This is a genomic window from Oricola sp., assembly GCF_022763245.1.
In the GTDB taxonomy this organism is placed as follows: domain Bacteria; phylum Pseudomonadota; class Alphaproteobacteria; order Rhizobiales; family Rhizobiaceae; genus Oricola.
The window spans coordinates 377,895-400,548 of sequence record NZ_JALEGV010000012.1; the positions used below are offsets into that span (position 1 = coordinate 377,895).

General features: G+C 64.9%; 21 protein-coding genes. 4 read left to right on the forward strand and 17 right to left on the reverse strand.

Features of this window, described 5'->3' with window-relative positions:
* Window positions 1-24: 24 nt before the first annotated feature.
* A complete protein-coding gene (locus MRY80_RS06070; RefSeq protein ID WP_293289629.1) occupies window positions 25-363 on the reverse strand; it encodes a DUF6476 family protein in 339 nt (112 codons plus the stop codon).
* A gap of 63 nt (window positions 364-426) precedes the next feature.
* Between MRY80_RS06070 and MRY80_RS06075 the strand changes: the two genes are divergently transcribed.
* Complete coding sequence (locus tag MRY80_RS06075) at window positions 427-1,470, forward strand: RluA family pseudouridine synthase (protein ID WP_293289046.1); 1,044 nt, start codon at window positions 427-429, stop codon at window positions 1,468-1,470.
* Window positions 1,471-1,617: 147 nt separating this feature from the next.
* Window positions 1,618-2,529 (forward strand): RNA polymerase sigma factor RpoH, encoded by a 912-nt coding sequence (gene rpoH, locus MRY80_RS06080; RefSeq protein ID WP_293289048.1) that lies wholly within the window; start codon window positions 1,618-1,620, stop codon window positions 2,527-2,529.
* A 70-nt stretch (window positions 2,530-2,599) separates the two neighbouring features.
* Here rpoH and MRY80_RS06085 read toward each other — a convergent pair whose 3' ends face one another.
* Both MRY80_RS06085 and MRY80_RS06090 read right to left on the reverse strand, forming a co-directional pair.
* A complete protein-coding gene (locus MRY80_RS06085) occupies window positions 2,600-4,078 on the reverse strand; it encodes a hypothetical protein (RefSeq protein WP_293289050.1) in 1,479 nt (492 codons plus the stop codon).
* A gap of 86 nt (window positions 4,079-4,164) precedes the next feature.
* Window positions 4,165-5,463, reverse strand: coding sequence for an adenylosuccinate synthase (locus MRY80_RS06090; RefSeq protein ID WP_293289052.1), 1,299 nt, complete (start codon window positions 5,461-5,463; stop codon window positions 4,165-4,167).
* Between the two features lie 195 nt (window positions 5,464-5,658).
* Here MRY80_RS06090 and MRY80_RS06095 point away from each other — a divergent pair, with 195 nt between their 5' ends.
* A complete protein-coding gene (locus MRY80_RS06095; RefSeq protein ID WP_293289054.1) occupies window positions 5,659-6,573 on the forward strand; it encodes a DMT family transporter in 915 nt (304 codons plus the stop codon).
* 166 nt (window positions 6,574-6,739) lie between these two features.
* Here the strand turns inward: MRY80_RS06095 and serA are convergent, their stop codons facing one another.
* The 8 genes from serA to ybgF all read right to left on the reverse strand — a co-directional run bounded on the left by serA (window position 6,740) and on the right by ybgF (window position 17,534).
* The gene (gene serA / locus MRY80_RS06100; RefSeq protein ID WP_293289056.1) at window positions 6,740-8,332 is read right to left on the reverse strand and encodes a phosphoglycerate dehydrogenase; all 1,593 of its coding nucleotides are present in this window, start codon (window positions 8,330-8,332) and stop codon (window positions 6,740-6,742) included.
* Between the two features lie 63 nt (window positions 8,333-8,395).
* Complete coding sequence (locus tag MRY80_RS06105; protein ID WP_293289058.1) at window positions 8,396-9,574, reverse strand: phosphoserine transaminase; 1,179 nt, start codon at window positions 9,572-9,574, stop codon at window positions 8,396-8,398.
* 181 nt (window positions 9,575-9,755) lie between these two features.
* Window positions 9,756-10,724, reverse strand: a complete 969-nt coding sequence (locus MRY80_RS06110; RefSeq protein WP_293289060.1) for an outer membrane beta-barrel protein — start codon at window positions 10,722-10,724, stop codon at window positions 9,756-9,758.
* A 212-nt stretch (window positions 10,725-10,936) separates the two neighbouring features.
* Window positions 10,937-11,803, reverse strand: coding sequence for an outer membrane protein (locus tag MRY80_RS06115; protein WP_293289062.1), 867 nt, complete (start codon window positions 11,801-11,803; stop codon window positions 10,937-10,939).
* Window positions 11,804-11,987: 184 nt separating this feature from the next.
* The gene (gene glmM / locus MRY80_RS06120) at window positions 11,988-13,337 is read right to left on the reverse strand and encodes a phosphoglucosamine mutase (protein ID WP_293289064.1); all 1,350 of its coding nucleotides are present in this window, start codon (window positions 13,335-13,337) and stop codon (window positions 11,988-11,990) included.
* Window positions 13,338-13,456: 119 nt separating this feature from the next.
* Complete coding sequence (gene ftsH, locus MRY80_RS06125) at window positions 13,457-15,397, reverse strand: ATP-dependent zinc metalloprotease FtsH (RefSeq protein ID WP_293289065.1); 1,941 nt, start codon at window positions 15,395-15,397, stop codon at window positions 13,457-13,459.
* 110 nt (window positions 15,398-15,507) lie between these two features.
* Window positions 15,508-16,623: a tRNA lysidine(34) synthetase TilS gene (tilS, locus tag MRY80_RS06130; RefSeq protein WP_293289067.1), complete on the reverse strand. Its 1,116-nt coding sequence runs from the start codon at window positions 16,621-16,623 to the stop codon at window positions 15,508-15,510.
* Window positions 16,617-17,534 carry a tol-pal system protein YbgF gene (ybgF, locus tag MRY80_RS06135; protein ID WP_293289069.1) on the reverse strand — a complete coding sequence of 306 codons (918 nt, stop codon included), beginning with the start codon at window positions 17,532-17,534 and terminating at the stop codon, window positions 16,617-16,619. Before ybgF ends, tilS begins: the two co-directional genes overlap by 7 nt.
* Between ybgF and MRY80_RS06140 the strand changes: the two genes are divergently transcribed.
* Window positions 17,533-17,724, forward strand: coding sequence for a hypothetical protein (locus tag MRY80_RS06140; RefSeq protein ID WP_293289071.1), 192 nt, complete (start codon window positions 17,533-17,535; stop codon window positions 17,722-17,724). The two genes, ybgF and MRY80_RS06140, sit on opposite strands and share 2 nt — an antisense overlap.
* On the opposite strand, the gene pal is transcribed toward MRY80_RS06140, so the two are convergent.
* The 6 genes from pal to ybgC all read right to left on the reverse strand — a co-directional run bounded on the left by pal (window position 17,696) and on the right by ybgC (window position 22,652).
* Window positions 17,696-18,199, reverse strand: coding sequence for a peptidoglycan-associated lipoprotein Pal (gene pal / locus MRY80_RS06145; protein WP_293289073.1), 504 nt, complete (start codon window positions 18,197-18,199; stop codon window positions 17,696-17,698). The two genes, MRY80_RS06140 and pal, sit on opposite strands and share 29 nt — an antisense overlap.
* Before the next feature lie 158 nt (window positions 18,200-18,357).
* The gene (gene tolB / locus MRY80_RS06150) at window positions 18,358-19,671 is read right to left on the reverse strand and encodes a Tol-Pal system beta propeller repeat protein TolB (RefSeq protein ID WP_293289075.1); all 1,314 of its coding nucleotides are present in this window, start codon (window positions 19,669-19,671) and stop codon (window positions 18,358-18,360) included.
* A 55-nt stretch (window positions 19,672-19,726) separates the two neighbouring features.
* Window positions 19,727-20,779: a TonB C-terminal domain-containing protein gene (locus MRY80_RS06155; RefSeq protein WP_293289077.1), complete on the reverse strand. Its 1,053-nt coding sequence runs from the start codon at window positions 20,777-20,779 to the stop codon at window positions 19,727-19,729.
* Between the two features lie 3 nt (window positions 20,780-20,782).
* Window positions 20,783-21,238, reverse strand: a complete 456-nt coding sequence (gene tolR / locus MRY80_RS06160) for a protein TolR (protein WP_293289079.1) — start codon at window positions 21,236-21,238, stop codon at window positions 20,783-20,785.
* Between the two features lie 12 nt (window positions 21,239-21,250).
* A complete protein-coding gene (tolQ, locus tag MRY80_RS06165) occupies window positions 21,251-21,979 on the reverse strand; it encodes a protein TolQ (RefSeq protein WP_293289081.1) in 729 nt (242 codons plus the stop codon).
* A gap of 205 nt (window positions 21,980-22,184) precedes the next feature.
* The gene (gene ybgC / locus MRY80_RS06170; protein WP_293289083.1) at window positions 22,185-22,652 is read right to left on the reverse strand and encodes a tol-pal system-associated acyl-CoA thioesterase; all 468 of its coding nucleotides are present in this window, start codon (window positions 22,650-22,652) and stop codon (window positions 22,185-22,187) included.
* Between the last annotated feature and the right edge of the window lie 2 nt (window positions 22,653-22,654).

Below are 22,654 nucleotides of genomic sequence, written 5' to 3' on the forward strand. Positions count from 1 at the left end.
CATTTTTTGCGCAAGATGGCGTGCTCAGCGCACCGAGTGATCGGCGACGAGGCGCCCTGTTTCCGCGTCGAAGATGAGTACCCGCCGGTCATCGCCGGCTGCGACACCGTAGAACAGCACACGCCCGTCGCCATAGGCGGTGTCGGAGACGACGAAACCGTCCGGCAGTTGCAGGGTGGCGCGCGCGGTTTCGGCGGAACTGGAGCCGCCGCCGGATTTGTAGACAACCGCGCCCAGCACCGCCATAAGGCCCACCAGCATGATGCCGATCGACACCACCATCAGGCGCGCCAGCTTGCGCCGCACACGTTCCATCGCCGGATCGAGGGGCTTCTCGTCGATGTCGTCGTTGAGATCGGTCATCGGATCGGACTGGATGCCGCAAACCGGCGCGTGGCCGGGCGGCAGATGCGTGTCGAATTGATCATGGGCAAGGGCCATAGCGAAGCCGGCGAGGAATTGGAAGTGCTGACGGCCGGACAGGATGCCGCTGGCCAGCGCCTCGACCAGTGGCTCGCCGCCAACAACGCGGCGCAACTGTCGCGCAACCGCGTGAAGCAATTGATCGAACAGGGCCATGTGCGCGTCAACGGTGAGACGGTCACCGGGGCCAAGCACCGGCTGAAACCCGACGACGTCGTGCAGGTCGCCATCCCCGAGCCGGAACCGGCGGATCCGATCGCCGAGGACATCCCGCTTCCCGTCCTCTATGAGGACGACGCGGTCATCGTGATCGACAAGCCGGCCGGCCTCGTTGTGCATCCGGCGCCGGGCAATCCGTCCGGAACGCTGGTCAACGCGCTCCTGGCGCATTGCGGCGACAGCCTGTCGGGCATCGGCGGCGTGCGCCGGCCGGGCATCGTCCACCGGCTTGACCGGGACACGAGCGGCGTGATGGTCGTCGCCAAGACCGACCAGGCCCACAAGGCGCTGGCCGCCCAATTCGCCGATCACGGCCGCTCGACGGGTATGGAGCGCGCCTATCTGGCCCTCGTCTGGGGCACGCCGGACCGCATGGCCGGCACGATCGTGACCTTTCTCGGCCGATCCTCGCGCGACCGCCTGAAACAGGCCGTCGTCTCCGAACACCAGCCCGACGCGCGCCATGCGGTCACCCATTACCGGGTGCGCGAGCGTTTCGGCGATCCGACCGGCCTCGTCCCGCTTGCCAGCCTCGTCGAATGCCGGCTCGAAACGGGCCGCACCCACCAGATCCGCGTCCACATGGCGCATATCGGCCATCCGTTGATCGGCGACCGGGACTATGGACGCAGCTTCGCCACGAAGGCCAACACGCTGCCCGACGCGATCCGCGAAAAGGTCGCCGGCTTCGACCGCCAAGCCCTGCACGCCACGAGCCTCGCCTTCGAGCATCCGGCGACCGGCGAGGTCATGACCTTCGAAACGCCGCTTCCCGCCGACATGGCGGACCTCGTGACGGCGTTCGGCCGGAAATTCGGCAAGACTTGAAACCATTTGGCCCGATACTTATTTCACCAATGTGGGAGATTGCGCTCTTGCCGTTTCCCGCGCTTTAGCGCCCGGTCGTAAAGAGGGGCGCGCCCGCGATTTGCCGCAATCATGCGGGAATCTTGCAAACGAAAGGGTGCTTTTCACATGGCCCAGACGTCTCTTCCCAGCCTTTATGGCGGCGAAGGCGGATTGACCCGCTACCTTGAGGAAATCCGCCGTTTTCCGATGCTGCAGCCGCAGGAAGAATATATGCTCGCGAAGCGTTATCACGAGCATGACGATCCTGACGCAGCGCACAAGCTCGTGACCAGCCATTTGCGCCTGGTCGCCAAGATCGCCATGGGGTATCGCGGCTACGGTCTGCCCATCGGCGAAGTCATTTCCGAAGGCAATGTCGGCCTGATGCAGGCCGTCAAGCGTTTCGAGCCGGAACGCGGCTTCCGCCTGGCCACCTATGCGATGTGGTGGATCAAGGCCTCCATCCAGGAATACATCCTGCGCTCATGGAGCCTTGTGAAGATGGGCACGACCGCCAACCAGAAGCGGCTGTTCTTCAACCTGCGCAAGGCCAAGAACAAGATCCGCGCGCTCGGCGACGCCGATCTCAATCCGGATCAGGTCAAGCAGATCGCCACCGAGTTGCAGGTCTCCGAGGAGGAGGTCCTGTCGATGAACCAGCGCATGGCCGGCGACGCCTCGCTGAACGCGCCGATCAAGGCGACCGATGGCGAGAGCGGGCAGTGGCAGGACTGGCTCGTCGATGAAAGCGACAGCCAGGAGAAGATCCTCATCGAGGAAGACGAGCGCGAACAGCGTTCCGCCCTCCTGCACGATGCGATGAACGTCCTCAACGACCGCGAGCGGCGCATTTTCGAGGCACGCCGCCTGTCCGAGGATCCGCTGACGCTGGAGGAACTGTCCGGCGAGTTCGACATCTCGCGCGAACGCGTCCGCCAGATCGAGGTTCGTGCCTTCGAAAAGGTGCAGGACGCCGTGAAGGACGCCGCCGCCGAACAGATGAAGGCGTTGCGCGCGACCACCGAAGCCGCCGCCTGACGCATACCGCAGTGAAAACAAGAAAGGCCGGGCGAAAGCCCGGCCTTTTCGTTTGTTCAGTCTCCGATAATCAGTTCTGCGCGGATTGCGCCGCCTGATCCCAGGACGCCAGCACCTCGTTGAACACCTGCTCGCCGGGAATGCCCTTCTCCAGCGTGATCAGGGCACGACGGCCGCTGACATACTGCATCGGGATGTCGATCCACTGCTCGCGGCGCATGAGGTTGAGGTTGGTCTCGGTCGCCGTCTGCGCGTCGGTGAGCGCGATCAGGAAGATGTTGGTGTCGAGCGGCGCGGCGACGCCGATCAGGGCGTTGCCCGGATCCTGCTCGGTCCCCTTGAAGGTGATCCGCTGCACGTCGGTAATCCCGCGACCCTCGAACGTCTCGGGCACGCGGAAGAGCAGTTCGATCACATGGCTCGCCGGGAACGTCTCGTCGATGTTGCGCCGGATGGTCATTTCCATCGTCAGGCCGAGATCCGGGATGCTGGCTTCCGCGCGGATCGCCGGCTCGGGCGGCGCGTCGCCGCCAGGCGATTCCTGCACGACCGACCAGATCGTCGCGCCCGCCTCGGCGGTGCCCGCCTGCGTGCCGGTGCGCTCCTGATAAAAGATGGCCCGCTGTCCGACCGGCAGCGCCGCCGGCTGGGTGCCCGCCTGCGACGGCGCCGTGTCGCTCTGGCCCGCGCTCGCGACGGCACCGTCGCCGGTGGACTGGCCGGAAACCGTGGTTCCCTCGCCGCCCGCGCCGGACGACATCGCCGGCCCCTCGTCGATCTCGCGTCCTTCCGGCGTCAGCCGCTGGGTGAATTTCTCCGGCCCTTCGGCAAATGCCAGCTGTTCTCCGTCGCCATTGCTCGGCGCAGTGTCGGCCGCCTCGTCGCCATTGTCGGTGTCCGCCATCGTGACCGTCGTGCTCGGCACTTCGCGCACCGGCAGCCCGTCATCGTTCACCTGTGTGACGACCGCGTCGTCGTCGGAACTGAAGACGCTCAACGCGGCATAGCCGACGGCGCCCGCCACGATCAGGACCCCGAGGGCGACACCGGCCAGCACCAGCGGCTTCTTGCCGGCGATGGACGTCGGAAGCGAGATCGAACGACCTGCGCCGCCCGTCTTCGCTTCCTTCTTCTTGGCCTTGGGACGATCCTTGGTCTCGCCCTTGATCTCGTTCTTGGCGTCGCCCTTGGAATCGGAACCCTCGCGCGGCTTCCTGAACGTGCGTTCGGTCTCGGCTTCCTGCTCGGCGAGGAAGGCGGCAAGCGGATCTTCCGCGGGGGCCTTCTTGGCGGGCGGACTGTCGACGAGGGACACCTCGAAGGGGTCCGGCTCCTCGGGAACGCCATACTCCTTCTCGATCAAGGCCACGGCAGCCTCGAGCTTCTCGTATTGGCGTTTGACCACCGTCTCCGGCGGACGTTTCGGCAAACCGTCAATCTGCCGGCCTATGGCGGCACGGGCCCGCTCATAGACCTTCTCGCGCGCCTCCGGGGAAGGGTCCACCATCCCCCCGAGCGTCTTTCTGAGGATCGCCTCGAAATCTGCCATTCCACCAACCCATACGTGTTTTTTTGGCGCTTAGCGTAGTAGAGCGGCCAAAAAATGGAAACCATGCATAATAATGTGTCCCCGGCCTAGTCCTGGAACGGATCGGTGACGAGAATCGTGTCGTCGCGCTCCGGGCTCGTGGACAAAAGCGCGACCGGCGCCCCGATCAGTTCCTCGATGTGGCGGACATATTTCACGGCTTGGGCCGGAAGGTCGTTCCAGGTCCGAGCGCCGGCGGTCGTCGCCTTCCAGCCTTCCACGGTCTCGTAGATCGGCTCGACACGGGCCTGCGCGCCCTGGCTGGCGGGCAGGTAGTCGATCTCCTCGCCGTCGAGCTTGTAGCCGACGCAGATCTTGATCTCGTCCAGACCGTCGAGCACGTCGAGCTTGGTCAGCGCGATGCCACTGACGCCGTTGATCGCGACGGCCTGGCGCACCAGCACCGCGTCGAACCAGCCGCAGCGGCGCTTCCGCCCCGTCACCACGCCGAATTCATGCCCGCGCTCGCCGAGGAACTGGCCGACCTCGTTGTTCTGCTCGGTCGGGAACGGCCCCTCGCCCACCCGCGTCGTATAGGCCTTGGTGATCCCGAGAACATAACCGACCGCGCCCGGCCCCATGCCCGAACCCGTCGCCGCCTGGCCCGCGGTCGTGTTGGACGAGGTCACGAACGGATAGGTGCCGTGATCGATGTCGAGCAACGTGCCCTGCGCGCCCTCGAACAGGATGCGCGCGCCGCGCCGGCGATGCTCGTCGAGGATCTTCCACACCCGGTCGACATAGGGAATGATGGTGTCGGCGACCGAGCGCAGCTCCTCCATCAGGGTCTCATGCGCCACCTCATCATAGCCAAGGCCGCGCCGCAGCGCATTGTGGTGGGTCAGGAGCCGGTCCACCTTGGACGGCAGCGTCTCCATGTTCTTCAGGTCCATCGCGCGGATCGCCCGGCGGCCGACCTTGTCCTCATAGGCCGGGCCGATGCCGCGCCGCGTCGTGCCGATCTTGGTGCCGGAATTCGACGCCGCATCCTCGCGGATGCCGTCGAGTTCGCGGTGGATCGACAGGATCAGCGCGGTGTTCTCGGCAATGCGCAGGCGTTCCGGCCCGACATGCACGCCCTGCTCGGCCAGCCGGCCCAGTTCTGCGACGAAGGCATGCGGATCGAAGACGACGCCATTGCCGATGACGGAGAACTTGCCGGCACGCACCACGCCCGAAGGCAGAAGCGACAGCTTGTAGCTCACCCCGTCGATAACCAGCGTGTGGCCCGCATTGTGGCCGCCCTGGAAACGCACCACCACATCGGCGCGCTCCGAAAGCCAGTCGACGATCTTGCCCTTGCCTTCGTCGCCCCACTGCGTGCCGATCACCACGACATTGGTCATCTGGATTCTATCCCATGTTTCAATTGCAAACCGCGGCGTTTTAAACGTTGAGCGCACAAAGCGCGATAGGCAAATCGGCGAAATCCCGATTAGCGCCCTGATTCGCCCCGTTTGTGCGCAGGAACTGCCTCTTTACCGGGCAGAGCGCTTCCGATACAGCGGCCTTGCCCTCCCCTCTTGCGGACACTTCCTTTCTTGCAGACCACCACGCAGAGCCGCGCCGCCTATCTTCTCCTGACGGCCACCGCAATCTTCTGGGGCGGCAACGCCGTGGCCGGCAAGTTCGCCGTCGGCCACATCCCGCCGATGACGCTGACGGCGGTGCGCTGGACCATGGCATTTCTCGTGATCGTCGCCATCGGCTGGCCCTCCTTCCGCCGGGAATGGCCGATCATCCGCGCCCATCTGTGGGTGCTGCTGGGCTTGGGCGCCATCGGCTTCTCGCTGTTCAACATGGCGCTCTATTCGGCGGCGCAATACACGTCGGCGGTCAACATCACGATCATGCAGGCCGGCATTCCGCTCTTCGTGTTCGTCACCAATTTCGCGCTCTTCCGCATCAAGGTCGGCGCAGCGCAGATCCTGGGCTTCATCGTCTCGCTGGCGGGCGTGGCCGTCGTCACCTCCGCCGGCGACCTTGCGCGCCTCGCCACCATGGAGATCAACCGCGGCGACGCCATCACGCTGATCGCGGTTGCCGCCTACGGCGTCTACACCGTGGCGCTGCGCTACCGCCCGACCCTCGACTGGCGATCCACAATGGTCGTGATGGGCTTTGCGGCGATGGTCGCGGCCTGGCCCTTCGCCTTGTGGGAGCAGGTGACGATCGGCGGGCAGATGCCGGATCTTCCGGGCTTCGCCGCAGCGGCCTACACGGCCATCTTTCCCTCGATCGTGTCGCAGGTGTTCTACATGCGCGGCGTCGAACTCATCGGATCGAACCGCGCCGGGCTGTTCATCAACCTCGTTCCCGTCTTCGGCACGATCCTGGCGATCGCCGTCCTCAGGGAAAGGCTGCACATCTTCCATGCCGTCGCGCTGGCGCTGGTCGTCATCGGAATCGGGCTGGCTGAAATGGGCGCTCGGCGCACAAGCGAATCCGGCCGCTGACGTCGGACCGCGCATCCGTCACAATCAATCGTCGGTCTTGTGGCGCGTCCGGGCAGCAACCGGATTTGAGCCTTCAACATAGCACGAAAACGCCGCCGGTCGAAGCCGGCGGCGATCACATTTTCTGGCATATGGCATCAGGGCGGCGGGAAACCCCGCCGCGTCGTCAGACGTCGAAGACCAGCGGCTTGGCCGACAGGATCTCCGGGAAGGCCCGCACCTCGTCCAGCACCGACTCGCTCACAGGCTCGTCGACATAAAGCAGCGCGATCGCATCGCCGCCCGGCCGGTTGCGGCCAAGCTGGAAGTTGGCGATGTTCACGCCGTGCTTGCCGAAGGTCGTGCCGAGGATGCCGATGATGCCCGGCGCGTCATTGTTGGTCGTGTAGACCATGTGCTGGCCGATCTCGGCATCCAGATTGATGCCCTTGATCTGGATGAAGCGCGGCTTGCCGTCAGAGAACACCGTGCCCGCGACCGAACGGGTGTTGCGCGCCGTCTTCACCGTCAGCTTGATGTAGCCGTCGAAGACGCCGGTCTTGTCGCGCTTGACTTCGGAAACGATGATGCCGCGCTCCTTCACCATGATCGGGGCCGAGACCATGTTGACGTCGGCCACCTGCGGCCGGATCAGGCCGGCCAGCGTTGCCGAGGTCAGCGCCTTGGTGTTCATGTCGGCGGTGATGCCGTCATAGAGGATCTCGACCTCCTTGATGGCGCTTTCCGTCACCTGGCCGACGAACGCGCCCAGCGTTTCGGCGAGCTTGACGAAGGGTTTCAGCCGCGGCGCTTCCTCCGCCGTGATCGACGGCATGTTGATGGCGTTGGAAACCGCGCCCTTCAGCAGATATTCCGACATCTGCTCGGCCACCTGCAGCGCGACGTTTTCCTGCGCTTCCGCGGTCGAGGCGCCCAGATGCGGCGTGCAGACCACGTTCGGCAGGTGGAACAGGTCGTTTTTGGTGGCCGGCTCCGTCTCGAACACATCGACGCCGGCGCCCGCGACCTTGCCGGCTTTCAGCGCCTCGACCAGAGCCGCCTCGTCGATCAGGCCGCCGCGCGCGCAGTTGATGATGCGCACGCCGGTCTTCATCTTGGCGATCGCCCCGGCATCGATGATGTTGCGGGTCTTGTCGGTCAGCGGCGTATGCAGCGTGATGAAGTCGGCGCGGGCGAAGAGATCGTCCAGCTCGACCTTCTCGACGCCCAGTTCCATCGCCCGCTCCGGCGACAGGAACGGATCGAACGCGATGACATGCATCTTCAGGCCGATGGCGCGCTGCGCGACGATCGAGCCGATATTGCCGCATCCGATCAGGCCGAGCGTCTTGCCGGTGATCTCGACGCCCATGAATTTCGACTTCTCCCACTTGCCCGCGGACGTCGAGGCGTGCGCTTCCGGCAACTGGCGGGCGACGGCGAAGATCATCGCGATGGCATGCTCGGCCGTCGTGATCGAATTGCCGAAGGGCGTGTTCATGACGATGATGCCGCGGCGCGAGGCGGCCGAAATGTCGACATTGTCGACGCCGATGCCGGCGCGGCCGACGACCTTCAGATTGGTCGCGGCCTCGATCACCTTCTCGGTGACCTTGGTCGCCGAACGGATCGCCAGGCCGTCATACTGGCCGATGACTTCGAGCAGCTTGTCCTTGTCCTTGCCGAGATCCGGCTGGAAATCGACGTCGATGCCGCGGTCCTTGAAGATCTGGACGGCGGTTGTCGAGAGTTTGTCGGATACGAGTACGCGGGGCGCCATGACGGCCTCCTTCGATGAATCAGAAATGGGGAAAAGGGCGGCCTGCGGCCGCCCGCAAAAGCGTCAGGCAGCAGCCTTGAGCGTCGCCTTCTGGGCTTCGAACGCCCAGTCGAGCCACGGCATCAGCGCCTCGAGATCGGCCGTCTCGACCGTCGCGCCGGCCCAGATGCGAAGACCGGAGGGCGCATCGCGATAAGCGCCGATGTCGAAGGCGACGCCTTCCTTGTCGAGCGCGGAGACGATCGCCTTGGCAAACGCCGCCTGGTCGTCGGCCGAAAGCGCGGTGACCGCGGGATCGACGATCTTCAGACAGACCGAGGTGTTGGACCGGGTCGCCGGATCGACAGCCAGGTTTTCCAGCCAGGAGCCGGCGTCCACGTGATCCTGGATCGCCTTGAAATTGGCGTCGGCGCGCGCCTTCAGCGCCTCCAGGCCACCGAGCGATTTCGCCCAGTTCAGGGCGTCGAGATAGTCCTCGACGCAAAGCATCGACGGCGTGTTGATCGTCTCGCCCTTGAAGATGCCCTCGATCAGCTTGCCGCCCTTGGTCATGCGGAAAATCTTCGGCAACGGCCAGGCCGGCGTATAGGTTTCCAGCCGCTCGACGGCGCGCGGGCTGAGGATCAGAACGCCATGGCCGCCCTCGCCGCCCAGCACTTTCTGCCAGGAGAAGGTGACGACATCGAGCTTGGCGAAATCGAGCGCCTGAGCAAACGCCGCCGAGGTCGCGTCGCAGATCGTCAGGCCTTCGCGGTCCGCCGGGATGAAATCGCCATTCGGGACGCGCACGCCGGAGGTGGTGCCGTTCCAGGTGAAGACGACGTCGCGGGAGAAGTCGATCGTCGCGAGGTCCGGCAATTCGCCGTAGCCGGCTTCGATCTTGCGCACGTCGTCGAGCTTGAGCTGCTTGACCACGTCGGTCACCCAGCCGGAGCCGAAGGATTCCCAGGCCACCATGTCGACGCCGCGAGCGCCGAGCATCGACCACATCGCCATCTCGACGGCGCCCGTGTCGGACGCCGGCACGATGCCGATCCTGTAGTCGTCGGGAACGCCCAGGATCTCGCGCGTCAACGCGATCGCGTCAGCGAGCTTGGCCTTGCCGAGTTTGGATCTGTGGGAACGGCCGAGCGCGGATGTGTCGAGAGCCTCGGGCGTCCAACCGGGACGCTTCGCGCAGGGGCCAGATGAAAAACGGGGATCAGCCGGACGCACGTCCGGCGTGGGGAGTGTCGCTACCATAATATTCTACCCTTCCAGATAGTAGCCTCTCGTTGGGGAGAGGTGTCCCACGGCGGGCATTACTCCTGGCCCGTGAAACGGTCAAGGAGACTTGCGGGGGCTGCGACAAAATTCACGCAAGCGACAAAAAAAGGGGCCGCCGAAGCCGCCCCTTCCGTCCCCGCCCGAAACCGGAACCGCGTCACCATATGGCGTATCGAAGGCCGAGATTGACCTGGTGCGTGCCGTAGCCGCTGGCCGACAGGCCCGAACCGGTGGTGTCGCCGCTCGACAGCACGGTGGCACCGAAGTTCATGTATTTGTAGGCCATTTCCATCGTGACATTCTCGTTGATGTCGTATCCGACGCCGGCCGTCAGGCTGTAACCCAGGCGGTAATCGACACCCTCGTTGATGGTGCCGGCCTGCCTGTAGGTCTCGTTCTCGCCGGCCTGTTCGTCGACGCCATAGGCCTGGCAGCCTTCTTCGACGACGTCGGAAGACCGCGGCACGCAGACGATGGAACCGATCTCTTCGCGCCAAGCAAGGCGGCCGATGCCGATGCCCGCGCCGACGAAGGGCGAGAAGCCATGGAAATTGCCGAGATCCGCATAGACATTGAACATGCCGTAGACGACGTCATATTCGACGCTGTCCTCCCTGATGCAGTTGGTGATGAAGTCGTCGTCGATGAAATAGTACTCGTTGCCGTCGTCATCGACGTCCACGAACGTGCCCCAGCCGTTACAGGGATTGGGATCGTCGGGCCCCACGATGAGATATTCCGGCGTGTCGTCGGGCTCGGTGCCTTCCTCATACATCAATTGCGAATTCGAGTAGTTCGTGCCCGCGAGCCGCCCCAACCCGGCATCGACGCGAAGCCAGCTGTTGAAGCGGTAACCGACGCCGCCGTTGTAGTGCAGCACGTCGGTGAAATTGTTGACCTCGTAGATCGACCCCTCTTCTTCATCGACGGGGTTGCCGTTGATGCTGACATCGTGATTGCCGTTGAAGTTGAGGCCGATGTCGCCGCGGATGTACCACCCCGAACCGAGTTCCGCAGGCTTCGCGAAATTGGCGTCATCGACGAAGATTCCGTCCATGTCGGCGGCGCGGGCCTGAGAGGCGAGCAGGCATGCCGCCGCCACGCCGATGGCCCCGATCCTCTTCATTGAATTCATCATGGCACAACTCTCTCGCGCTGACCTGGACAGGGCGCGACGACATGGCGAAATGAGTTCGCGCGACGCCCTCTTCACTCACTATTAAGGACAAGGGTTAAGTCGTGGTTAAGCATCTTCATTAACTGCGTTTTTCCCGTTCGCACGAAAAAACCCGGCTGCCTGGGCAGCCGGGTTTCGGAATGAAGCGGGTGTCGCCGGGCTTACTTGTAGACCGGCAGCGGCTCCGGCGGGATGTAGACCGGCGGCGCGGGCTCGGAGCAGGCGCCGAACTTGTAGCGCAGTCCCGCCTTGACCTGATGCGACGAGATCCCGCCGTCATGGCCGAAGCCGGCGCCGTCATAGGTCCCGAACATGCTGCCGCCATAGATGTGCTGGAACTTGTAGCCGACATCGGCGGCCACGTTGCACGAAACGTCGACCGAGACGCCAGCCATAACCGCATAGGCGAAGCGCCAGCCGGATGCGCCCTCGTGATAGCCATAATAGCATTCGTCGGAATCGGCGTCGTTGCAGGCCTTGTTCTCAAGCTCGCCCCATCGGACATAGCTGCCGCCGATGCCGCCACCCACATAGGGCGTGAACCGGCCATAGGTGCCGAAATCAACATAGGCGTTGGCCATCAAGGTCAAAGCCGTGAACGTCGCGATGTCCGTGGAGGAGCAGGACACGTCGCCATTGCCGAAATTGCAGATGCCGAAGGTCTCGCCGGTGTACTCGCCATTGCCCCAGTAATCGAGGGTCAGGTCCGTGCGGAAATAGTCGGTGGCCTTGTAGCCGACGCCGCCGCCGATGGAATAGGAGCCGCGGAACGAGCTGCCGAAGATCGACTTCGTCACGAGGTCGTAATCGTCGGCAACCGCGTAATAGCCTTCATGGAACTTGTGCCAGGCAAAGCCGACATCGCCGCGAAGATACCAGCCCGCCACCGGCGCCGGCACCTGCTCGGGCGGCGCGTAGTAAGGCGTTTCGATCACCGGCGGTTCGTAGATGTCCGCCGCCATCGCCGGTGCGGCGCCGGCAGCGACCAGCGCCGCGCCACCCAGCAGAAACTTCGCTGCAGTTTTCATGTGATGTCCTTCCAAGGCCCAAACTCGATACAGGCTTCACGCCACCTCGAGCCCAAAATTGCACTTGAAAGGTTAAAACGCGCTTAACCCTGTTCTTTTACCGTGTTTATTCACCATAATGGCGCCGACAAACAAAAAACGGCGCCATGAGACGCCGTTTTTCGAATTCTTCAAATCAAGACTTTCAGGCCGCGTTTTTCTGCTGCGCGATTACACCGACGATGTCGTCGACCACTTGCTCGACGATCTGGCGGTCGTCGCCTTCCGCCATCACACGGATGACAGGTTCGGTGCCCGACGGCCGGATCACCAGCCGTCCATCGCCGAGGCGCTGGCGCCCTTCCTCGATCGCCGCCTGGACGGACTTCTCCTCCAGCGGGGCGCCGCCGGCGAAACGGACGTTCTTCAGCACCTGCGGCACCGGCTCGAACTTGCGGCAGACCTCGCTCGCCGGCCGTCCGGCCGCGCGGATGCAGGCGAGAACCTGCAGCGCCGACACGAGCCCGTCGCCCGTCGTCGAATAGTCAGACAGGACGATATGGCCGGATTGTTCGCCGCCGACATTGTAGCCATGCTGGCGCATATGTTCGACGACATAGCGGTCGCCGACCTTCGTGCGCTCCAGTCCCAACCCCTTGTCGGAAAGGAAGCGCTCCAGACCGAGGTTCGACATCACCGTCGCGACGATGCCGCCACCGGTCAGCCGCCCCTTGGCCTGCCAGCTCTCGGCGATCATCGCCATCAGCTGGTCGCCGTCGACCACCTTGCCCGCCTCGTCGACGATCAGCACGCGGTCGGCGTCGCCGTCGAGCGCGATGCCGAGGTCGGCCCGCACTTCATGCACCTTCTTCGACAAGCCGATCGGATGGGTGGAGCCGCATTCGCGGTTGATGTTGAAACCGTCCGGCTCATTGCCGATCGTGATCACCTCGGCACCGAGTTCCCACAGCGCGGCCGGCGCCGCCTTGTAGGCCGCGCCATTGGCGCAATCGACGACCACGCGCATGCCCGACAGCGTCATCGCCTTCGGGAAGGTGCGCTTGGCGAACTCGATATAACGATAGAGGTCGCCCTCGACGCGCTTGGCCCGGCCGATCTTGTCCGGCTTGGCGAGCTTGCGCGTCAGGTCCTGGCTGAGCAGCCGCTCCAGTTCCAGCTCCTTTTCGTCCGACAGCTTGTAGCCGTCCGGGCCGAACAGCTTGATGCCATTGTCGCCATAAGGGTTGTGCGAGGCCGAGATCATCACGCCAATATCGGCGCGCAGCGACCGCGTCAGCATCGCGACGGCCGGCGTCGGGACCGGTCCGAGCAGGAACACGTCCATCCCCGCAGCGGTGAAACCCGCGACCATCGCGTTTTCCAGCATGTAGCCGGACAGCCGCGTGTCCTTGCCGATGACGACCCGGTGACGATGCCCGCCGCGGTGATAGGAAACCCCCACCGCCATGCCGACCTTCATCGCGACCTCGGGAGTCATCGGATGCGTGTTTGCCGCGCCCCGGATACCGTCGGTGCCGAAATATTTGCGCTTCATGAGAAAGCCTGCCGGTTGCTTGTTCTTCGATGCGCCCCGCTCGATGCTTCCCTATACACCACGCGAATCCACGAAAAAAGGCCGCTGAAGCGGCCTTTTCATTGCGATTTAAGAAAAGGTTAACCTTGTGGCTGGGGCTCCATGCCACCCGTGTCGGGCTCGTCGCCGGACTTGTCGGCCTTTTCCTTCGAACCGGTCTTCGGCACCACCGAGCCACGCGAGGGCGGCGTGTCGTCGCCCATGTCGCGCGACGGCTTGCGGCCGGCCAGAAGGTCCTTGATCTCGTCGCCCGACAGCGTCTCGTATTCGAGCAGCCCTTCGGCGATCGCGATCCAGCCGTCGTTTTCCTCGGTCAGAATGCGGCGCGCGGTCTCGTAGGCGTCGTCGATCAGCCGGCGCACTTCCATGTCGATGATCTGCGCGGTGTCCTCGGAGACGTTCTTCTGCTGCGCCACCGAATGACCCAGGAAGACCTCCTGCTGGTTCTCGCCATATGCGACGAGGCCGAGCTTGTCGGAGAAGCCCCACTGGGTGACCATCGCGCGCGCCAGCTTGGTGGCCTGCTCGATGTCGGAGGCCGCGCCGGAGGTGATGTTCTCCTTGCCGAACTTCAGTTCCTCGGCAACGCGCCCGCCCATCATGATCGCCAGACGGGAGACCATGTATTTGTAGCTCATGGAGTAGCGGTCGCCTTCCGGCAGCTGCATCACCATGCCGAGCGCACGTCCGCGCGGGATGATCGTCGCCTTGTGAACCGGATCGGAGGAAGGCACGTGCAGCGCAACGATAGCGTGGCCGGCCTCGTGATAGGCGGTCAGCTGCTTTTCTTCCTCGGTCATGGCGGTGGAGCGGCGCTCCGCACCCATCATGACCTTGTCCTTGGCGTCCTCGAATTCCTGCATGGTGACGAGACGCTTGTTGCGCCGCGCGGCCATCAGCGCCGCCTCGTTGACGAGGTTCATCAGGTCGGCACCGGAGAAGCCCGGCGTGCCGCGCGCGATGACCTTGAGATCGACATTCGGCGCCAGCGGCACGTTGCGCACATGCACCTTGAGGATCTTCTCGCGGCCGATGATGTCCGGGTTCGGCACGACGACCTGGCGGTCGAAGCGGCCCGGGCGCATCAGCGCCGGATCGAGCACGTCGGGACGGTTGGTCGCCGCGATCAGGATGATCGATTCGTTCGCCTCGAAGCCGTCCATCTCGACGAGCAACTGGTTGAGCGTCTGCTCGCGCTCGTCATTGCCGCCGCCGAGACCGGCGCCGCGATGACGGCCGACGGCGTCGATTTCGTCGATGAAGATGATGCAGGGCGAGTTCTTCTTGGCCTGCTCGAACATGTCGCGCACGCGGCTCGCGCCGACGCCGACGAACATCTCGACGAAATCCGAACCGGAAATCGTGAAGAACGGCACGTTGGCTTCACCGGCGACCGAGCGCGCCAGAAGCGTCTTGCCGGTTCCCGGAGGACCGACGAGCAGGACGCCGCGCGGAATCTTGCCGCCGAGGCGCTGGAATTTCTGCGGGTCACGCAGGAACTCGACGATCTCTTCCAGGTCCTGCTTGGCCTCGTCCACGCCCGCCACGTCGGCGAAGGTGACGCGGCCATGCGCTTCCGTCAGAAGCTTGGCGCGCGACTTGCCGAAGCCCATGGCGCGCGAGCCGCCGCCCTGCATCTGGCGCATGAAGAAGATCCAGACGCCGAGGATGATGATCATCGGCAGCCAGGTCAGGAGAATGGAGAAGAAGGAGTTCGAGCCGTCCGTCTCCGGCCGTGCGCGGATCTCCACGCCCCGGTCCTCGAGCCGCTCGACGAGATTGTCGTCACCGGGTGAATAGGTCTGGAAGCCCGATCCGGAGTCGCTGTAGGTGCCGATGATCTGCTCGCCGGCAATGGTCACGGACCGCACGCGGCCCGACGAAACGTCCTGCAGGAACTGCGAATAGGAAATCTCGCGGCTGGAGGTCGAGGTCGGCTGATTGTCGAACACATTGAAGAGCGCGATGAGCATCAAAGCGATGATCGCCCACAGCGCAAAATTACGATAATTCGGATTCATCTCGTTCTCTTGTCCTCGCCGCTCGCGGTGCAGCGGCCGTTCTTGTCCTCAAACATAGGCGTCAACATGGCCATTGCCAAGGAGACCACGCGCTTCTGCGACGTTTCTGATCATTCAGGGTAACCGTAGGGGTAACCGGCAAGCGGCGGCGGCGGAAAAGACGGTTCCCCGGTGCGCGCCGCCAGCGCGGCTGCCGCTGCGAAGTCCGGGCTCGGAATGAGTTCGTCGAACCCGTGGCCGGCCTCGCGCCTGTTCCGCGCCTCGCGGCCGATGCGGACGCCGCCGCGGGTCTTCTGCAGCAGGCATCCCGCGACCGTCATGCCCGTCCCGGACGCCCCCTCGGTCACGAAGGCCGTGACCTTCTCCAGCACACTCTGAGCCGGCAGATAGGCCCCCTGCCCGACCCAGTTCAACACGATCGCGAGAGACAGGCCGAACCCCGCGCGCCCGATCGCCGACGGGTCGGTCAAATCGGCACTGCGCCCGCTTGGATCGAACCGCCAGATCGCGTGATCGCTCAGCACCACGGCGGCGGCTTCGGCCTCGGCGCGCCTCGTCTCGAAGCTTTGCCGGAAACTGGCCGGGTCCGCGACAGCGCCCGCCTCGCCCTGCCGAACGCGCACCCGCTCGAAACGCGCGTCGCGATTGGAAGGATCCTCGATCCAGCCCTGATCTCGGCCGGTCAGCCAGGCGCGCAGGTCGTCGCGTCGGCAGCCGATCAGCGGGCGCACGAACCATGTCTCGCGCCGATAGAGCGTTGCCGGCGCGATCCCGGAAAGCCCCCGCCCGGCGCCCCGCGCCGCGCGCATCGCGACGGTCTCCGCCTGGTCGTCGAGCGTGTGTCCGGTCAGAACGATCCCTGCGCCGGCATCCGCGGCCGCTTGCCCGAGCAGCCGGTAGCGCGCCGCCCGAGCGGCGGCCTGCAGCCCCGCCGCAGGCTTGTCGTCCTGCCAGCGTTTGACGATGTGCTCGACGCCGAGCCCGGCGCAAAACTCGCCGGCCTGCACGGCCTCGCGCGCGGATTCAGGCCGCAAGCCATGGTCGACGGTCACGGCCAGCAGACGCTCCGTCTCGCCGCGCGCGGCGAAATGATCGCGCGCAAGACACGTCAAGGCCGTGGAGTCACCGCCACCGGAAAGGGCGATCACGATCCTGGCGTTCGAACCGAATTGAATGGAGGAAAAGACGCGCCCGGCAGGCGCGGAAACGCGGTCGCTGTTCAGCACTGCGCCTTGGCGCGTTCGGCGCGGATGCGGCTGCGGACCGTGTCCGACATGCGCGGATAGTTGGTTTCGGCGTCCGCGAAGGTGACGCAGGCGACGTCCCGGTCGCCGAGCTCATACATGATCTGGCCGATCTTGAGCAGCGTTTCGGGGGCTTTCTGCGTGTCGGGATAGTCCCGCCGCAAGCCGATGAAATCTTCGGCCGCCTCCTGCAGGCGCCCCTGCGCGCGCACGCTCTCGGCCAGCCAGAAACGGGCGTCGGCCACCAGCGGATCGTTCGGGAACAGTTCGACGAAGGAGCGGAAAACCCCCTCGGCGATGTTGTAGTCGCCATTCAGCACCTGGCGGTAGCCTTCGCGATAATAGGCTTCCGGATCGTCGGGCACCGAGACGCTGGCCACCGCCTCGCCGTCGATCGCCGAATCGATCTTCTGCTGGGAGAAATCGACCGAGCCGTCGACCACATTGCCGTTGCCGTCGATCGTCAGCGTGCCGAGATCGCGCGGCTGGGCCGCCGGCGTGTGGATGCCCGCGACGCGCCCGTCCGGAGCAGTCGGCGTTTCCGCCGGCTGCTGGATGGGAGCCGCCGCAGATTGCTGCGGCTCCTCGGCGGGCTTCGGCTCCAGCGACGCCTTGTCGTCGGACCCCGGCTGGCCGCCCTCAAGTTCCTGGAAACGGAACTCGTTGTTTTCCTGCATCCGGCGCAACTGCTCCTGCAGCTCGAGAAGCTGGAACGTCAGTTCCTCCACTCTGCCGTTGAGCTGGCGCACCTGCTCCTCGAGCTGGTAGACGCGCGGATCGTTGACCTGCGCCACCTCGTAGCTGCCCGGCGGCAGCGCGCGCACCTCGGCCGCCTGCGCGCCGCACGTGGCCATCACCACCGCCAGCAGCGTCGCGTTGAACAATTTCGGCATGAAAACCATCCTGACTGGAAACCCCGCTTCTCAAGAAAATCGCCGCTCACGCATGTATCATTATGCAATCGAGTTCGACAAAACTTTGTCTTCGCCAAACAGCAAAAAAGCGGCCGAAGCCGCTTTTCTGTGGATGGTGATTTTCAAGCAGAGCGCCGCGATCAGGCTCCGGGACCGCCGAGCACCGTGACGGCGCGCCGGTTCTGCGACCAGCAGGAAATGTCGTCGCAGGTCGCCACCGGGCGTTCCTTGCCGTAGGAGATCGTGCGCAGGCGGCCGCCATTGACGCCGCGCGAGACAAGATAGTCGCGCGCCGCTGCCGCACGCCGGGCGCCCAGCGCGATGTTGTATTCGCGCGTGCCCCGCTCGTCGGCATGGCCTTCGATGGTGATCGTGAAGCTGGGATACTGCGCCAGCCACTGCGCCTGGCGCGCCAGCGTCTGCTGGGCGTCGGCACGAAGCGCCGCGGAATCGGTGTCGAAGAAGATCCGGTCGCCGACATTGACCGTGAAGTCCTGCGGCGTGCCCGGCACGGCGCTGCCGCTCAGTCCCAGCTCGGCGGCGCTGTTCGGCAACGGCTTCTTGCCGGCGCAGCCGCTCAGCGCGAGGACGGCGACGAGGCCGGTCACAGCGAGCGAGATGGGGGAGTTTGAAATTCGGCGCATCGCCGGCTCTCCTGGTATTTGAACGAATTCGTTGATGCTCTGGTAACCCTGTCGCGGTTAACCGCCGCTCAAGAAACGCGGTTAACCAATCGTGAATCGTCAGCGCCCCTGCCGCGATATGGCCAAAATACGGCGACTTGCGGGCGAATCGGACCCGCCTACTCCAGAAGCGGCGACCACGCCGGATCGGAACCGAATTCCGGCGTCTTGATCAGGCGCTCGTTCCGGCCGGTCAGGTCGATCGTGTAGAGCTGCGGCCCGCCGCTGCCTGCCGCCTGGCGGAAGAACATCAGCACGCGGCCGTTCGGCGCCCAGGTCGGCCCCTCATTGTGGAAGCCGGTCGTCAGGATGCGCTCGCCCGATCCGTCCGGACGCATCACGCCGATGGAGAACTGGCCGCCCGACTGCTTGGTGAAGGCGATCAAGTCGCCACGCGGAGACCAGACCGGCGTCGAATAGGAGCCGTTGCCGAACGAGATACGCTGCGGCTCGCCGCCGCTGGCGTTCATCACGTAGAGCTGCTGGCGCCCGCCGCGGTCGGATTCGAACACCACCCGGCTGCCGTCCGGCGAGAAGGAGGGCGACGTGTCGATCGCGTTGGAATTGGTCAGACGCGTCGTGCGGCGGGTGCGCAGGTCCATCGAGTAGATGTTGGCGTTGCCGCCCTGCTGCAGGCTCATGATAACCTGCTGCCCGTCGGGCGAGAAGCGCGGCGAGAACGTCATGCCGGGGAAGTCGCCGACAAGCTCGCGCTGCCCGGTCTCCAGTTGCAAGAGATAGACCTTCGGCTCGCCGCCGGCGAAATCCATGTAGGTGATCTCCTGGCGCGTCGGCGAGAAGCGCGGCGTCAGCACGATGTTGTCGCCGCGGGTCAGGAACCGCACATTGGCGCCGTCCTGATCCATGATCGCCAGCCGCTTGACGCGCGCGTCACGCGGGCCGGATTCGGAGACGAACACGACACGGGTGTCGAAATAGCCTTTCTCGCCGGTCAGCCGCTGATAGATGGTGTCGGCGATGATGTGGGCGACGCGCCGCCAGTTCTCGCGATTGGTGAAGAACTGTTCGCCGAGCATCTGCTCGCCGGCAAACGTGTCCCACAGGCGAAATTCGGCGCGCAGCCGCCCGCCGTCTTCCTCGACCACCCGGCCGATCACCAGCGCCTGCGCGTTGATCACCCGCCAGTCCGCGAAGCGCGGCGCGACGTCCGGATTGCTGACCTTCTCGATGAAGGCGGCCTTGCCGATCGGCGCGAACAGGCCCGAGCTCTTCAGGTCGGCGGCGATGACGCCGGAAATCTGCGCGCCGATGCCGTCGGACGAGATGAAATCCGTGATCGCGACCGGCAAAGGCTCGATATTGCCCTTGTTGATGTCGATCTCCACCAGCGCGCGCGCCGGCTGCCCGCCGATCGCCAATGCCGCCAGGGCCACCGTCACGAAGGCGATCAGTCGCCGGGTCAGTGTGTGCATCGGGTTTGGTCCTTCCTGTCCCTCGGTCGATTCGAGCATCGTTCGGGCGTCACGCTCAACGGAACATCACGCTCGGATCGAAATTCACCACCACATCCTGCCAGGCATCATATTTTTCCGGCGGCAGCTTGTAACCCCGCTGGCCGCAAATCAGGATCGCCCGGCGCGCGCTTTCGTCGGCCGCGCGGTTGCCGGATGTCTTCGTCACCGTCGGCCGGCCGTCGACCATGCCTGAGCGGTCGAGCTTGAAACGGATCGAAACCTTCAGGTCGCCGGCGTCGAGCGCGGCGGGCGGGCTCCAGCAGGCCTGGATCTGGGCGCGCAGGGCGTCCATCTCGCTTTGCGTCAGTTCCGAGCCGCCGGTGTTCTGCCGGCCGCCGAACGACGCTTCCTGACGGGTGCGCTGCGCGCCGCCGCCCGACGCCTGTTCCTGGTTGAGCAGCGCGGCGACCTCGTCCTCCTTCGAAGGATTGTCCGGCGCGCGCGGCGCGGCCTGGGCCTGCTCGCGCTCCCGGGTCTCCTGTCGGCTGTCGGTTCGCGCCGTCTGCGCGGGCGGGCGCTCCGGCCGCTCGGCGGGCACCGGCACGGAATCGGGAATGCGCGATTGCGGCTCTTCGGGCAGCGGCTCGGCCGTCTCGATCACTTCCTTCACCGGGTCCGGTTCGACCGGCTGGCGCGGTTCGGGCAGCGCCGCCATCTCGGTGGTCGGCTCCGGCTTCGGTTCGGGCTGCGTGTCGAGCACCGGCTCCAGCGGACGGTCGGGCTCCGGCCGCGGCGCTTCCGACGGCTTCGGCAAAAGCGTCTGCTCCACCTCCACCGGCTTCTGCGTCTCCGTCTCGGGAGCGGCCTGATCGCGTTCCTTGTCGCCGACATTGACCGCGTCCTTGTCGACGGGCGGTTTCTCAGTCGGCACCGGCGCGGACGGCCCGTCCTTGCGGGCGTCTTCGGCGCCTTTCTGCACCTGCGTCAGTTCGGCAAGCGACACGAGCTCGACCGGAAGCGCTTCGACGTCCTGCACGTCGAAGGATTCGGGCGCGCTCAGCGACAGCATCCCCCAGGTGAGGAGGACCGCGTGGAGCAGGCCGGACGTGACGAGGCCAACGCGCATGCGTCAGCCATCCTTTTCCTGCAGGGTGACGAGGCCGAGATTGTGGAAACCGGCTTCGTTGATGCGGCCCATCACCTGCATGATGGTGCCGTAATCCGCTTTCTGGTCGCCGCGGATATAGATGCGTTCGTCATATCCGGTCTGGGCGATCGCCTCGAGCTTCGCCACGACCTCCTCGATCGGAATCTGCGTTTCCTGGATGTAGATCTCGCCGCCGTCGCGGATCGACACCGTGATCGGCTGCGTGTCGGAATTGAGCGCCGAGGCGCGGCTTTCCGGCAGGTCGATCGGCACGCCGACGGTCAGAAGCGGCGCCGCCACCATGAAGATGATGAGCAGCACCAGCATCACGTCGACGAAGGGCGTGACGTTGATCTCCGACATCAGCGCCTTGCCGCGGCTGCGACGCCCGCGCCGGCCGGCGCGTCCGCCGCTTCCAGAGTTCAGTGACATGGCCATGGGATCACCCGTTTATTCGGCGGCCTGCGGACGCTGGCCGGCCGCGGCGCGCTCGTCGAGCTGGCGCGACAGGATCGCCGAGAATTCGTCGGCGAAATCCTCCATGCGCGCGCTCAGCCGGGCCGCGTCCGAGGAAAGCTTGTTGTAGCCGATGACGGCGGGAATGGCCGCGACGAGGCCGAGCGCCGTCGCCAGAAGCGCCTCGGCGATACCCGGCGCGACGACGGCAAGATTGGTCGATTCCGACCCGGCGATCGCCTGGAAGGAGGTCATGATGCCGACCACCGTGCCAAACAGGCCGATGAACGGCGCCGACGAGCCGACCGAGGCGAGGAAGCCGAGCCGGTTTTCCACCGCCTCCATCTCGCGGGCCATCGCCACGTCCATCGCGCGGTCGATGCGGTTTTGAAGGCTGATCGGCGATTTCGCGCCGCGCTCGAAGCTCTTCTTCCATTCGCGCATCGCCGCGACGAACAGGGCGCCCATCCCGGTCGGCTTGCGGTCGGAGAGCGAGCGATAGAGCTCCTCAAGCGACTGGCCGGACCAGAACGTGTCCTCGAAGCGGTTGAAGGCCCGGCGCATGCGGCCATAGGCCAGCGTCTTGTCGATGATCACCGCCCAGGACCAGATCGAAGCGGCGAGAAGGCCGATCATCACGAGCTTGACGACGAAGCCCGCCTGCATGAACAGCGCCCATAGCGACAGTTCGCCCCCTGGCGCGGCCAACCCGATTTGTTCCATGTCCTGCTACCTCGAATTGCGGATTTGAGGTTGATGTCTCACCGATGCCTGCGTCCGCCTGATCCCGGCCAGGCGACCGTCACTGCGGCTTTCGGTGACGAATTAGGTCAAACAATGGCGTTGCGAAAGCCGAATTCAGGCTGACCTATTCATGAATCGTTATCGTTAACGTCTCGTTAGTGAAACGCGGTCAATTGCGTTCTTTTCATGACATTTCGTGTGGTTTCCCGGGCGTCTCGAACAGGACCGCCCACTCTTGGGGGAAGCGACGCGGTCGGCCCTCGGCGTTGATGACGGCCGCTTCGACCCGCGCCGTGACCAGCAGATCGTCGCCCCGGCGGATCTCCTGCGCCATGCGGATGCGCGCCTTTCCGGTCTCGGCAACCTGTGTCCGGATCGTCAGGATGTCGTCAATGCGGGCGGCGGCGCGAAAGTCGATCTCCATGCGCCGCACGACCCAATAGAGTGTTTCGCCGGTCTGTCCGGCCTGCAGGTCCGTGTGGTGGACACCGAGAAGCCGCAGATAGTCCGACCGGCCGCGTTCGAGAAATTCCAGGTAGCGCGCGTGATAGACCGCGCCGGAAAAATCGGTGTCGGCATAATAGACGCGCGCCACCAATTCGTGGCCGCCGTCGATCATGCGGCCTGAAAGAAGGCCGTTTGCGTCATTCATCG

Bases quoted from the DNA above. Each gene is read 5' to 3' on its own strand.
- MRY80_RS06070 (WP_293289629.1), bottom strand. From the start codon at position 363: ATGACCGATCTCAACGACGACATCGACGAGAAGCCCCTCGATCCGGCG.
- MRY80_RS06075 (WP_293289046.1), top strand. From the start codon at position 427: ATGGGCAAGGGCCATAGCGAAGCCGGCGAGGAATTGGAAGTGCTGACG.
- rpoH (WP_293289048.1), top strand. From the start codon at position 1,618: ATGGCCCAGACGTCTCTTCCCAGCCTTTATGGCGGCGAAGGCGGATTG.
- MRY80_RS06085 (WP_293289050.1), bottom strand. From the start codon at position 4,078: ATGGCAGATTTCGAGGCGATCCTCAGAAAGACGCTCGGGGGGATGGTG.
- MRY80_RS06090 (WP_293289052.1), bottom strand. From the start codon at position 5,463: ATGACCAATGTCGTGGTGATCGGCACGCAGTGGGGCGACGAAGGCAAG.
- serA (WP_293289056.1), bottom strand. From the start codon at position 8,332: ATGGCGCCCCGCGTACTCGTATCCGACAAACTCTCGACAACCGCCGTC.
- MRY80_RS06105 (WP_293289058.1), bottom strand. From the start codon at position 9,574: ATGGTAGCGACACTCCCCACGCCGGACGTGCGTCCGGCTGATCCCCGT.
- MRY80_RS06110 (WP_293289060.1), bottom strand. From the start codon at position 10,724: ATGAAGAGGATCGGGGCCATCGGCGTGGCGGCGGCATGCCTGCTCGCC.
- MRY80_RS06115 (WP_293289062.1), bottom strand. From the start codon at position 11,803: ATGAAAACTGCAGCGAAGTTTCTGCTGGGTGGCGCGGCGCTGGTCGCT.
- glmM (WP_293289064.1), bottom strand. From the start codon at position 13,337: ATGAAGCGCAAATATTTCGGCACCGACGGTATCCGGGGCGCGGCAAAC.
- ftsH (WP_293289065.1), bottom strand. From the start codon at position 15,397: ATGAATCCGAATTATCGTAATTTTGCGCTGTGGGCGATCATCGCTTTG.
- MRY80_RS06140 (WP_293289071.1), top strand. From the start codon at position 17,533: ATGAAAACCATCCTGACTGGAAACCCCGCTTCTCAAGAAAATCGCCGC.
- ybgF (WP_293289069.1), bottom strand. From the start codon at position 17,534: ATGCCGAAATTGTTCAACGCGACGCTGCTGGCGGTGGTGATGGCCACG.
- pal (WP_293289073.1), bottom strand. From the start codon at position 18,199: ATGCGCCGAATTTCAAACTCCCCCATCTCGCTCGCTGTGACCGGCCTC.
- tolB (WP_293289075.1), bottom strand. From the start codon at position 19,671: ATGCACACACTGACCCGGCGACTGATCGCCTTCGTGACGGTGGCCCTG.
- MRY80_RS06155 (WP_293289077.1), bottom strand. From the start codon at position 20,779: ATGCGCGTTGGCCTCGTCACGTCCGGCCTGCTCCACGCGGTCCTCCTC.
- tolR (WP_293289079.1), bottom strand. From the start codon at position 21,238: ATGGCCATGTCACTGAACTCTGGAAGCGGCGGACGCGCCGGCCGGCGC.
- tolQ (WP_293289081.1), bottom strand. From the start codon at position 21,979: ATGGAACAAATCGGGTTGGCCGCGCCAGGGGGCGAACTGTCGCTATGG.
- ybgC (WP_293289083.1), bottom strand. From the start codon at position 22,652: ATGAATGACGCAAACGGCCTTCTTTCAGGCCGCATGATCGACGGCGGC.